The following is a 12,007-nucleotide window of genomic DNA, read 5'->3' as shown; positions in this document are numbered from 1 at the left end:
CGCAGGAGCAAATGCGATGGCAATGACCGTTCAAGTTGAGATTGTCAGTGCGGAAGGGGCGATGCACTCCGGTCAGGCGGCAATGGTGTACGCGCCTGGTCAAATGGGTGAGTTAGGCATTGCGCCGCGTCATGCCCCGCTGATTACTTGGTTGAAACCGGGCGATGTGCGGGTTGAGGATGCGCAGGGGCAGGTTCGGCAGTTTTACGTTTCCGGCGGGTTGTTGGAAGTTCAACCGGATGTCGTGACGATTCTGGCGGATCGGGCTATTTTGGCGCAGAACATTGATGAAGCGGCGGCGCTGGAGGCGAAGCGTCACGCAGAAGATGCACTGTCCGGTCAGATGGCGCAGTTTGAATACGCCAAAGCGCAGTCGGAGTTGGCTGAAGCGATTGCGCAGTTGCGCACGATTGAAAAGTTGCGCAAGATGAAAACGAATTAACTTCGATTTATTTATCTAATAAACCGCTGCGGTTTTTTAATTATCAACTCCCAGCATGGCATTTGCGGTGCTGGGAGTTTTTTATTGCCGGTTATTATTGAAACTGGCGTGTAATCTAATCACCCGCCGCGCCAGCATTACCGCGTTCTATTGATTCCCGTCCGTCGTATCGCGTTGATAAATATCATCAAACCGCACGATGTCATCCTCGCCCAAATAACTGCCCGATTGCACTTCAATGATTTCCAAATCAATGGTGCCGGGATTTTCCAACCGATGCCGCGCCCCGACGGGAATATAAGTGGATTGGTTTTCGGTTAATAGATAGACGCGCTCATCACAGGTGACTTTCGCCGTGCCTGACACCACCACCCAATGCTCGGCGCGATGGTGGTGCATTTGCAGCGACAATGCCTGCCCGGGTTTGACGGTCAAATGCTTGACTTGATAGCGCTCGCCGCGATCAATCGCTTTAAAAATCCCCCACGGGCGATGCACCTGTTGATGATGGCGATGCTCGTGGCGGTGCGATTGACTCAAAAATTGCGTCACCGTTTTGACATCCTGCGCCCGCGCTTGATCCGCCACCAGCACGGCATCCGGCGTTTCCACCACAATCAGGTCGTGAACGCCCACCGCCGCGACCATGCGATGTTGCGCGATCAGTAGCGTATTGCGGCAATCATGCACGAATGCGTCGCCATCGAGTACGTTACCCGCTTCATCGCGGTCGCGCACTTCCCACAACGCCGACCACGCACCGACATCCGACCAGCCGACATCGAGCGGCAGCACGACAGCGGTTGGCAGGTCACTTTCCCCCCCGTCGTGAGCGTTGAACGTTGTACCAGCCGCGGCCGCCAGCGGTTCCATCACTGCGTAATCAATCGAATCGCTCGGGCAGGCGGCAAAGGCGGTGGCGTCCAACGTGATGAAATCCCCCAGGCGTTTGCTGGTGCGCATGGCTGCCGCAGTAGTCGCTGCCATGTCTGCGCGGAAATGCGCAATTAATTCGAGCCACCGCCGCGCTGACAGCATGAAAATGCCGCTGTTCCACAAATACTGCCCCGAGGCCAGATACTGTTGCGCGGTGTCCACATCGGGTTTTTCAACAAACGCATCGAGTTGATACGCGGCGGTGGTCAGGTCAGCGGTGGCGAGGCGTGTGCCTTGCTGCAAATAGCCGTAACCGGTTTCCGGTTTCATTGGCACGATGCCAAAGGTAATTACCGCGCCAGCAGCGGCGAGGCGGTAGCCGTCAGCCACGGCGCTGCGGAAGCCGGCGGCGTTGACCATCGTGTGATCGGCGGGCATGACCAGCAGAATCGGCGCGTCAGCGGCAGTCGCGTTTTCAACGGCGGCGAGCGCGGCGAGCGTCAAGGCCGGCGCGGTGTTACGCCCGACGGGTTCTAAAATAATGGCCGCTGTCCGCCGCTGCATCAGGCGGAATTGTTCAGCAACGAGGAAGCGGTGCGCGTCATTGCACACCACAATCGGCTCGCGGGTTGCCAGATCGAGCGTCGGATGTTCTGCCGCCAAGCCATCCAGCCGCCGCACCGTTTCCTGCAACATGGTGTGATCGCTGGTCAGCGGCAAAAATTGTTTGGGCAGCGCTTCGCGGGACAGCGGCCATAACCGCGACCCCGAACCGCCTGACAGTATGACCGGTTGTAATGACATGATGGCTAATTCTCGTGGTGGAAAAGTGACGGGGCGGGGTTAATCAATCGCAGCGGGCGGTGACTCGTCACCCCAGCGCGGCAGGAGTGAATGCGCGACCTGCAAGTGATCTAACACGCGGGCGACAATAAAATCAACCAGATCGTTGACCGTCTGTGGTTGACCATAAAACCCCGGGCTGGCGGGCATGATGACGGCACCAGCGCGGGCGAGGCGCAGCATGTTTTCCAAATGAATCACCGACAGCGGCGTTTCGCGCAGCACCATAATCAATTTGCGCTGTTCTTTTAACATCACGTCGGCAGCGCGGTTGATTAAATCATCGCTCAACCCGGCGGCGACGCTGGCGAGGGTGGCGACGGTGCAGGGGCAAATCACCATCGCGTCCGGGGCGTGACTGCCCGAGGCGACCGGCGCTGTCCACTGCTGCCGCCCAAACACCCGCAATTGTCCCGGCGCGGCGCGGCAGTGATCGCTAAAAAACTGTTGCGCAACAAGCGGTTGCGCGGGAATGGTCACGCCTAATTCCAGTTTGCTCACCACCTGCGCGGCCGGCGAGATCAACAGGTACACCCGCACCTGCGCGGCGATCAGGCACTCCAGCAGCCGCCAGCCGTACTGCATTCCCGATGCGCCCGTCCACGCCAGCGTGACGGTTTTTGACCAGCCGAGCGGCGCTGGCGCATTGCCGTCCGATGTTAATAATTCAAACATTTGCCGGCACTCGCTAGAAATAACGCATGGCGGCAATGACCAAACTCACGCCGGTCGCAATAAAACCCAGCAGCCAGAAGAATTGCTGATCGTGCCGTTTCAGCATTTCATCAAAGCGTTTATCCATGCTGGTTTGCATCGTTTCAAAACGTTTGTCCACCTGCTCAAAGCGCTTATCTACCTGCTCAAAACGTTTATCCATTGCCGCTTGCATGGCTTCAAAACGCTTATCCATTGCCGCTTGCATGGCTTCAAAACGCTTATCCATTTGCTCAAAGCGCTTATTGACTTCATCAAAGCGCTTATCCATCGTGGCTTGCATGATTTCAAAGCGTTTATTCACTTCTTCAAAACGCAGATCTACCCGTTCAAAGCTTTCGCGCATTTGTTGTTGTAACAGCAACATCAATTCGCGCTGGTGCTTGAGTTCTTCCTCCACTCGCACCATGCGCTCGCGCAGTTCAATTTCATACACCAACGGCGGCTTGCCGAGTGATTGTTCCGCCAACCAGTCGCCGAGGTGCTGTTTAATAAAAATGATGTCTTCTTGGGCTAATGGCATGTGATGATCCAGAGAGTCTGTTCTCAATTCAATGCTGACAATTCAAACATGTGCCGACACGCGCTAGAGATAGCGCATGGCGGCAATGACCAAACCCACGCCGGTCGCAATAAAACCCAGCAGCCAGAAGAATTGCTGATCGTGACGTTTGAGCATTTCATCAAAGCGTTTGTCCATTGCCGCTTGCATGGCTTCAAAACGTTTATCCATTGCCGCTTGCATGGCTTCAAAACGCTTATCCATCTGCTCAAAACGCTTGTCCATCTGCTCAAAACGTTGATCCATTCGTTCAAAGCGTTTATTGACTTCGTCAAAGCGCTTATCCATTGCGGCTTGCATAGTTTCAAACCGCTTATCCATTGCAGCTTGCATAGTTTCGAACCGCTTATTCATTGCGGCTTGCATAGTTTCAAACCGCTTATCCATCTGCTCAAAGCGTTTATCCATGCTAATTTGCATAGTTTCAAAGCGCTCATCCATGCGCATGAAGCCTTCGCGCATCAATTCGCGCTGGTGCTTGAGTTCTTCCTCCACCCGCACCATCCGCTCGCGCAATTCAATTTCATACACCAGCGGCGGCTTGCCGAGTGATTGTTCCGCCAACCATTCGCCGAGGTGTTGTTTAATAAAAATGATGTCTTCTTGAGCTAATGGCATGTGATGATCCAGAGAGTCTTTTCTTAATTCTTAATTCAATACTGACAAATTAAACATTTACCGTCACTCGCTCGGCCAGCGCCGTCAATAGCCGCTGGTGAATATTTTGAAAACCACCATTGCTCATCACCAATAATTGATCGCCCGGCTGCGCGGCGGCGGTGATTTGCGCAACCAGTTGCGCGATGTCACTGGCAACCGTCAGCCGCGATCCGAGTGGCGCCAGCGCCGCGGCCGCGTCCCAACCCAAATCCGGCGGGGTAAAAATGTACACCAAATCAGCCGTTTGCAACGCACCCGCTAAACTGTCCGCGTGAACGCCCAACCGCATCGTGTTGGAACGCGGCTCTAAAATGGCGATCACCCGCGCCGTCGCCCCGACTGACTGCCGCAACCCATCCAACGTCGTGGCGATGGCGGTGGGGTGGTGCGCAAAATCATCGTACACCCGCACTCCGCCCACCTCGCCGCGCAATTCCAACCGCCGTGCCACGCCGCGAAATTGTGCCAGCGCGGTGATCGCCTGTGCTGGCGCGATGCCAATGTGCGCAGCGGCGGCGATGGCGGCCAGCCCATTGGCGACGTTGTGCCGGCCGCACAGTGACCAATTCACCACACCGCAGGGTTGATCGGCGTGATAAACGGCGAATTGGCTGCCGTCCGGTTGCAACAGCTCGGCTGACCAGTCGCTTCCCGCCCCCCCCTTTGCAAAAGTCAACTCTTCACCCCTTTTTGCAAAAGGGGGGCCGGGGGGGATTTCTTCCGGACTGGCGGAGATTTCTGCGCTGGCGTGATTTTTTTCCAGCACCGCCAACGTCGGCGTCGGCGTCCAGCAGCCCTGCGCCAACGTCGCCGCAATCACCGCATCACCGCACGGGTGCAAAATACAGCCGTTGCCCGGCACGGTGCGGATCAGATGATGAAATTGCCGCTGAATTGCGCCCAGATCGTCGAAGATGTCAGCATGATCGAACTCGATGTTATTAATAATCAAGGTGCGCGGGCGGTAGTGAATAAACTTGGAACGCTTGTCAAAAAACGCCGTGTCGTACTCGTCCGCCTCCACAACAAAATACGGCGCACTGCCCAGTTGTGCCGAGTGACCAAAATTGCGTGGTACTCCGCCAATCAAAAACCCCGGTTGCAGCCCAGCGCTCTCCAACAGCCACGCCAATACACTCGCCGTGGTGGTTTTGCCATGCGTCCCGGCCACCGCCAAAACGTGGCGCTGATGCAACAGGTTTTCGGCCAACCACTGCGGCCCCGACACATACCGCAGCCCGCTGTCGAGCAGCGCCTCGATCACCGGCACGCCGCGTTTCATGGTGTTGCCGACCACGACCACGTCCGGCCGCAACTGGAGTTGCTCGGCCGCGTAGCCGTCGGTCAGCGCAATCCCGGCCGCGGTCAGTTGGGTACTCATGGGCGGATAGACGTTGGCGTCTGAACCCGTGACCTGATGCCCCAGTTGCCGCGCCAGCAGCGCGATGCCGCCCATGAACGTGCCGCAAATGCCGAGAATGTGTAGGTGCATGATGGGAAATAACTCGTTGATTGGTTAAGGGAAAATGAAAAATAGTTGAGGCGGCGCGATTTTAGAGCCGGTGGTAGCATGGCGCCGGTCGCGCATTTTAACCAAAACCACCCGCTCTGCCCGGATGTCACCCGCCATGTCCACCGCTCCGCCACCCGCGCCCCGCTGCGCCATCATCGGCATTCACCCCGACGACGGCGCGAGTTTAACTGCCGCCGCCCGCGCTCGCTTGTTGACCGCCGACTGCGTGATCGGCAGCGCGCAAACATTGGCGCAACTTGGCGAATTACTCCCGCCGCAAGTCGAACGACGCCCATTTGACGGGCAACTCGCCGCCGTTGCCGACTGGATCCGCGCCGCCCACGCTCGCCACCAGCGCGTCGTCGTGCTGACCAGTGGCGACCCGCTCTGTCACGGCCTCGGCAGCCAATTGACCGCCGCGCTCGGCGTTGAACGAGTGGAAATTTTACCCGCCGTCTCCAGCGTTCAACTGGCATTCGCCCGCCTCGGCCGCGCTTGGCAAACCGTGACCATCGCCTCGTGTCACCACCACGACAGCGGCGAGTGGCACTGGTCAGCCACGCCGCACCACGCGCTGTATTCAACACTGCGCAGCGTCGCCCGCGCCGAGTTGGTCGCCGTCTTGACCAGCCCCGCCAATTCCCCGGCGCGACTGGCACGGGCGTTGTTGACCGCCGGGTATGGCGACGAGGTGCGGTTGAGTATCGCCTCGCGGCTGACCAGTCCCGACGAGCAGGTCGTTGCTGATTTACCACTCGCGGCCGCGGCTGAGTGCGAATTTGCCACACCAAATGTCGTGATCGTTGACCGCCAGCCGCCGCCCAATCCGCTGCCGTTGACGGGCATTGCCGATGACTTTTTTACCACGAACAGCGCGCAGCGTGGCTTAATTACCAAAGCTGAAATTCGTGCGGTGGCGTTGTCAAAGCTGGCGCTGCGAGCGGACAGCGTGATGTGGGACGTGGGCGCAGGCAGCGGGGCGGTGGGATTGGAGGCAAGTCGGTTGTGTCAATTTGGCGACGTGTGGGCAATTGAGCAACACCCCGAGCGGGCGGCGCAGATCGTGGCAACGGCGCGGGCGTTACGCGCAACCAATTACCATTTGACCGTCGGGCAGGCGCCGCGGGACTTGACCAATTGGCCGGCGGCGGATGCGGTGTTTGTTGGCGGCAACAGTGGGCAACTTGTCGCCATTGTGCAACAGAGTTTAGCGCGGCTGCGCACAGGCGGGCGGCTGGTGATGAGCGTGGTGCTGCTGGACGCGCTCGCCCAATTAACCAATTGGCTGGACGCGCAGGGCGTGAATTGGGAATTGGTGCAATTGACCGTCGCCCGCAGTCAAGCGTTGGGCAGTCATCAGCGGCTGGCGGCGCTTAATCCAGTTTGGCTGGTGACGGTGGTGAATTAAATCTGTGAATGAACCGATTAACGCCTGAACCAGTTTTATTAACGCCGTCACCATTTGGTCATGTTAAATTCATATTGATTGGTTAACATCACTTGTTGCATCATTTTTATTCACCGCCAGGAATTCAGCATGTTTTCAAATAAATCAGTATTAGCCACTGGGCTACTTTTCAATGCAATTATCACTCTGCCTGCCGCTGCCGGCACAATTGAATTTGCCAGCGCACCAATTCCCGTTACCGACGCCGAAAAGCGCAGCATTTTAACTTCTGATTACGCCATGATAGATGGCAATCGTGTCGCCATCAATTACCAAGTGTTATTACGCGCCGGCGCCACCACTGCCGCTGATCCGAATGGCGGTGTATTCGGTTTGCTTTACACCAGCAATGGCAATCCATTAGTCGCTGAAGACGGCTCTTATTACATTTCTAATGACAACGATTTCACCTCAATTCTGCGCGGTACGGATAATAAACTCTACAGCGTGTCACATTTTGAATCCCGCCCCGGCGCCATGTATTTAACTGAAATCAATCAAGATGCCACCTCTGGCGTATTAACCGCAGTCCGCACTCGTTCATTAGATTTTGCCGCCGTGCGTGGCGGTTGGGTGCATTGCGCGGGCAGTGTCACACCCTGGGGAACGCATTTAGGTTCAGAAGAATACGAACCCGATGCCAAACAATGGCGCGACAATACAATTACCGAATATAATGCGGCAATGGCAAGCTATTTTAATGCCGCACCAAGTGCTGCTGCCACCGTTGTTAATCCCTATGATTACGGCTATCCAGTTGAAATTAAAGTTGATGATTTTAATCACGCCACCGTGACTAAACACTACAGCATGGGGCGAATTGCATTAGAATTGGGTTACGTCATGCCGGATAATAAAACCGTGTATTTATCGGATGATGGCACCAACGTTGGTTTATTCCGATTTGTCGCCAAAACTGCCGGTGATCTAAGCAATGGCACGCTATGGGCGGCGCAATGGAATCAAATCAACAGCAGCGGCGCTGGCACGGCAAAATTGAATTGGGTTAATCTTGGTTATGCGAATGATGAACAGGTCAAGGAGTGGATTGCGGCGTACCGCTTCGCTGATATTTTTGATGAAACAACGCCAGTGCTTGACGCCAATGGTGTAGATACCGGCGCCTGTCCTGTGGGTTATACTTCAATTAACGCCGGGCATGAAGACGGCAGTCATCAATGCTTAAAATTGCGCGATGTCAATCAAGACGGCGCTATTGGCAGTGAAGATGAACGCATTGCTTCCCGATTAGAAACGCGCCGTTGGGCGGCAATGGAAGGTGCGACTACTGAATTCCGCAAAATGGAAGGCATTACTTTTAATTCACAGGCGAATAAACTGTACATTGCTATTTCAGAAGTGGATCGCGGTATGTTGAATTTCGGGCGGGTTGGTAAAACTGGCCGCTATGATAAATATGATCTCGGTGGTCATAATCACATCACATTAACCAATGGCAATGTCTGCGGTGCGGTGTATGCGCTGGATATTGATGGCAGCTATACAGCGCGCAGCATGTCAGGATTAGTGATGGGCATACCATTAACTAAGAATTATGGCGCCGCAAATGATTCAGCCAATTTTGACGGCAATAACGAATGTGATTTGAATAGCATTGCTAATCCAGATAACTTAACTTACATGCCAGGCTATGACACGTTAATTATTGGTGAAGATAGCGGCACGGGACATCAAAACGATATGGTGTGGGCGTATCAACTCTCCTCTGGTCGTTTAACGCGCATTCAAACCACGCCCTATGGTTCAGAAACGACATCGCCTTATTTCTATCCTAATGTGAATGGGTTTGCGTATTTAATGTCGGTGATTCAGCATCCGTATGGCGAATCAGATGCCGATAAACTGGAAGATGCAACCGCCGCTCGGGGTTATACGGGTTATTTCGTATTTCCTGCCATGACCCGGTAATTAATTCTCAGTCATTCACTGCATCGTTAGCCATTGTCACAAATAAGATTAGTCGTGACAATGGCTTTTATTTTGCAACCAGTATTGATAGAACTGCGCACATGAACCCACAATGGACTATTCTCCCAACCTTGAGTATTGCATTGCTTTACGCATTCAATAGCGCCGCGACAGAACCGAATACGTTTAAACAACGGTTATTAACCAACGCCACCGCTTATATTCCGCCGCAGTGCTACACTCAGACCACCGATGAGCATGGGCAATTGCACAACCCCTGCTATAGTTGTCATACGGCGTCATTATCACCAAATAAAATCAATGATGACGAGTTGCAATTAACCTATGCGTTTCCGCTCTCTGCGGAAGACAATCCCTGGCACAATTTATTTCAAGATCGCCAAGCGCAAGTTGCCGCAATCAGTGATGACGCCATTCTAACGTATATTCGCCAAAGCAATTATTTTGATAGCAATGGCAATATCATACCCGCCGCTCGGTTGAATCAAGTGCCAATTGAATGGGATTATGATGAAAACGGCCGCTGGGATGGGTTTATTCCCGATGCCCAATTTCAATTTGACAATGAAGGCTTTGATCGAACGCCAGATAATCAATTCACCGGGTGGCGCAGCTTTGCCTATTATCCATTCTTGGGCACCTTTTGGCCAACCAATGGCTCAACCGACGACGTGTTAATTCGCCTACCTGACTCATTTCGGCGTGACGTGAATGGCAATTTTGATCTCACGGTTTATAAAGTCAATTTGGCGATTGTCGAAGCGTTAATCACCACCCGTGATATTCCGATTGAACCGGTTGATGAAGCGGCATTGGGCGGAATTGATCTTGACCATGACGGTCAAATTGGACGGGCTGAATTAATTAAATATGATTGGGCGCCACGCGACAATCGGTATATGTGGTATGTCGGGCAGGCGTTAATAGAACAGCGTACCGGCCGATTACATTTAGCCGCCCGACTGTATCCCGAAGGCACGGAATTTTTGCATACGGTGCGCTATATTGACGTGAATGAACAGGGTGAAAATCAATTAGCGGCGCGAATGAAAGAAGTGCGTTATGCGCGCAAACAGTATTGGATGACCTATGCAGATTTGGATTTGCAAACGGCGGCTGAAATTAAAGAACAACATGATTTTCCTGATCGTATTCGCACCATTCACGGCAATTTAGAAGCCGGTGTGAGCAATGATCAAGGCTGGGTTTACGCGGCAATGATTGAAGATGCCGAGGGTCAATTACGCCCGCAGAATTATGAAGAATTAGTGTTTTGCATTGGCTGTCATAGTGGAATTGGTGCGATAACTGATGGCAGTTTTGCTTTTCCACGCAAATTACCAGCAACCACCGCTTGGCAACGCGGGTGGTATCATTGGGATCAACGTGGATTAACAGGTATTCCCGACCGCGCCCGTCAAGATGGTCAATTGGAATACACGTTTTATTTACAAACCAATGGTGCCGGTGATGAATTTCGCAGCAATGATGAAATCAAAACCCGCTTTTTTGATGCCAATCACCAACTCAACCCAGCGCAGCTTGAACAATTGCGCACGGATATTAGCGTCTTATTAGCGGCATCACCAGAACGTGCAATGACATTAAATAAAGCCTATCAAGTAATCGTGCGCGAGCAGAGTTTTATTAGCGGCCGTGATGCGACGGTTACGCCGTTAACAACTGTGCATCGTTCAATTGACGCCGCCACTTTAACTGGGATTAAAGACCCAGTGGTTGGCTATTAAAAACCAGTCGCGTTCATTGATTAACCACCCAGAAATTGCTATTAAACCAGCGGCGGTGTATTCCAGCGAGCGTTATCTCTGATTAGTTTTGCCGTGCAATTGTTGTATGATTGACATGTGACAATCAACAAACGACAACACCTGTGACATATTCAGGGGCAACACCCGCGCAATTGCTCCCGCGCATCGGTCAGGCATGGCGGGCGGCGTTATTGACCTGTCTGCCGCCGCGCCTCAAATCGCTGCTCAGTCGCCAACCACCGCGCCTCGTGGTGTGTCCGGCGGCCGGATTGGACGCCCCAGTCGCCGAATTGTGGCGAATTGTGGACGAACAACGCGATTTTTTGGGCGAATTGACCCGCGATGGCAAGGAAACACTGGCGCAACTGCTGCCCGGCACCCGTTTTGACTGGCAGGACACGCACGTCGAGTTACCCGCCCAAGCGGTGCTGACCCGCGAATTGCAGCTACCGATTCAAGTAAAAAACCAGTTGCATCAAACGGTTATGTACGAAATGAATCGGCTGACCCCGTTCCAACCCGCCGAGGTGTATTTTGACGTGCGCACTCACGGCAGCGTGGCACGGCACACCAAAATCGCCGTGACGCTGGCGCTGTGCCGCCGCGATCAACTCGCCCCCTGGCTGCAACGGTTGCGTCAAGCGGGCGCCGCGCCGAATGATCTGACTTGGATTGGCGCGTGGCCGAATGCGAATCTATTGCCATTAAATGAACGCCCGCGGCGGCGGTATTTAACAACGTGGATGACCACCACGTTAATAATCATAACTTTCGCCTTCGTGACTGCGACATTAGCCACGCCGCTATGGCAAAAACAACAACAACATCGTGCATTAACAAAAGCATTGCGCCAAATAAAACGGCAAGCTGACTTGATTCCCGCGCTGCGCACCGAATTAGAACAAGCCCGCGCCGGCAGCATGGCGGTCTTGAATTATCATGCACAAGCGGCGCGCTTAACTGATTTATGGCGTGAATTAACTACGCGCTTGCCGGATGATACCTGGATTCAGACCTTGAATTACGTCAATCAAGAAGTAGATATGCGTGGGCAATCAGCCGCCGCTACCGCGTTAATTGGATTATTAGAACCAGCGCCGGGTATCAATAGCGTCCATTTCAGTTCACCAGTGATGCAGCTTTCCAATACCGGCAAAGAACGCTTTCAAATCGCCTTTACCTATCGTCACGATCCACCCGCGCCCCCGCCGCAATAACATTTATATTCAAC

10 protein-coding genes are annotated in these 12,007 nt (G+C 53.8%); 5 read left to right on the top strand and 5 right to left on the bottom strand.

Translation table 11 applies throughout. The annotated features are described in order from the left end of the window. Positions 1-16: 16 nt before the first annotated feature. Positions 17-442 carry a F0F1 ATP synthase subunit epsilon gene (locus tag HUK38_RS01600; protein WP_182582038.1) on the top strand — a complete coding sequence of 142 codons (426 nt, stop codon included), beginning with the start codon at positions 17-19 and terminating at the stop codon, positions 440-442. Between the two features lie 147 nt (positions 443-589). Here the strand turns inward: HUK38_RS01600 and HUK38_RS01595 are convergent, their stop codons facing one another. The 5 genes from HUK38_RS01595 to mpl form a co-directional block, all read right to left on the bottom strand. Beyond that, positions 590-2,122: a mannose-1-phosphate guanylyltransferase/mannose-6-phosphate isomerase gene (locus HUK38_RS01595; RefSeq protein WP_182582037.1), complete on the bottom strand. Its 1,533-nt coding sequence runs from the start codon at positions 2,120-2,122 to the stop codon at positions 590-592. 39 nt (positions 2,123-2,161) lie between these two features. Next, the gene (locus tag HUK38_RS01590; protein WP_420825160.1) at positions 2,162-2,746 is read right to left on the bottom strand and encodes a flavin prenyltransferase UbiX; all 585 of its coding nucleotides are present in this window, start codon (positions 2,744-2,746) and stop codon (positions 2,162-2,164) included. A gap of 103 nt (positions 2,747-2,849) precedes the next feature. Continuing rightward, complete coding sequence (locus HUK38_RS01585) at positions 2,850-3,398, bottom strand: hypothetical protein (protein ID WP_182582035.1); 549 nt, start codon at positions 3,396-3,398, stop codon at positions 2,850-2,852. A 63-nt stretch (positions 3,399-3,461) separates the two neighbouring features. Continuing rightward, positions 3,462-4,055 (bottom strand): hypothetical protein, encoded by a 594-nt coding sequence (locus HUK38_RS01580; protein WP_182582034.1) that lies wholly within the window; start codon positions 4,053-4,055, stop codon positions 3,462-3,464. Positions 4,056-4,104: 49 nt separating this feature from the next. After that, positions 4,105-5,589: a UDP-N-acetylmuramate:L-alanyl-gamma-D-glutamyl-meso-diaminopimelate ligase gene (gene mpl, locus HUK38_RS01575; protein WP_182582033.1), complete on the bottom strand. Its 1,485-nt coding sequence runs from the start codon at positions 5,587-5,589 to the stop codon at positions 4,105-4,107. Between the two features lie 136 nt (positions 5,590-5,725). On the opposite strand from mpl, the gene cbiE reads away from it, so the two are divergent. The 4 genes from cbiE to HUK38_RS01555 all read left to right on the top strand — a co-directional run bounded on the left by cbiE (position 5,726) and on the right by HUK38_RS01555 (position 11,993). Then, complete coding sequence (cbiE, locus tag HUK38_RS01570) at positions 5,726-7,018, top strand: precorrin-6y C5,15-methyltransferase (decarboxylating) subunit CbiE (RefSeq protein ID WP_182582032.1); 1,293 nt, start codon at positions 5,726-5,728, stop codon at positions 7,016-7,018. Between the two features lie 129 nt (positions 7,019-7,147). Beyond that, a complete protein-coding gene (locus HUK38_RS01565; RefSeq protein WP_182582031.1) occupies positions 7,148-8,986 on the top strand; it encodes a PhoX family protein in 1,839 nt (612 codons plus the stop codon). 101 nt (positions 8,987-9,087) lie between these two features. Then, positions 9,088-10,755 carry a hypothetical protein gene (locus HUK38_RS01560; RefSeq protein ID WP_238787353.1) on the top strand — a complete coding sequence of 556 codons (1,668 nt, stop codon included), beginning with the start codon at positions 9,088-9,090 and terminating at the stop codon, positions 10,753-10,755. A gap of 143 nt (positions 10,756-10,898) precedes the next feature. Next, a complete protein-coding gene (locus HUK38_RS01555; protein WP_182582030.1) occupies positions 10,899-11,993 on the top strand; it encodes a PilN domain-containing protein in 1,095 nt (364 codons plus the stop codon). The last annotated feature ends 14 nt before the right edge of the window (positions 11,994-12,007 follow it).

The sequence above is a fragment of the Thiospirillum jenense genome (genome assembly GCF_014145225.1).
GTDB classification, from domain to species: Bacteria; Pseudomonadota; Gammaproteobacteria; order Chromatiales; family Chromatiaceae; genus Thiospirillum; species Thiospirillum jenense.
This window is presented reverse-complemented; position numbering and strand designations above follow the sequence as displayed.

What these genes read in the sequence shown, in the direction of transcription:
- HUK38_RS01585 (WP_182582035.1), bottom strand. Translation starts at nt 3,398, where the DNA reads ATGCCATTAGCCCAAGAAGACATCATTTTTATTAAACAGCACCTCGGC.
- HUK38_RS01565 (WP_182582031.1), top strand. Translation starts at nt 7,148, where the DNA reads ATGTTTTCAAATAAATCAGTATTAGCCACTGGGCTACTTTTCAATGCA.
- HUK38_RS01600 (WP_182582038.1), top strand. Translation starts at nt 17, where the DNA reads ATGGCAATGACCGTTCAAGTTGAGATTGTCAGTGCGGAAGGGGCGATG.
- HUK38_RS01560 (WP_238787353.1), top strand. Translation starts at nt 9,088, where the DNA reads ATGAACCCACAATGGACTATTCTCCCAACCTTGAGTATTGCATTGCTT.
- HUK38_RS01580 (WP_182582034.1), bottom strand. Translation starts at nt 4,055, where the DNA reads ATGCCATTAGCTCAAGAAGACATCATTTTTATTAAACAACACCTCGGC.
- HUK38_RS01595 (WP_182582037.1), bottom strand. Translation starts at nt 2,122, where the DNA reads ATGTCATTACAACCGGTCATACTGTCAGGCGGTTCGGGGTCGCGGTTA.
- HUK38_RS01590 (WP_420825160.1), bottom strand. Translation starts at nt 2,746, where the DNA reads ATGCAGTACGGCTGGCGGCTGCTGGAGTGCCTGATCGCCGCGCAGGTG.
- cbiE (WP_182582032.1), top strand. Translation starts at nt 5,726, where the DNA reads ATGTCCACCGCTCCGCCACCCGCGCCCCGCTGCGCCATCATCGGCATT.
- mpl (WP_182582033.1), bottom strand. Translation starts at nt 5,589, where the DNA reads ATGCACCTACACATTCTCGGCATTTGCGGCACGTTCATGGGCGGCATC.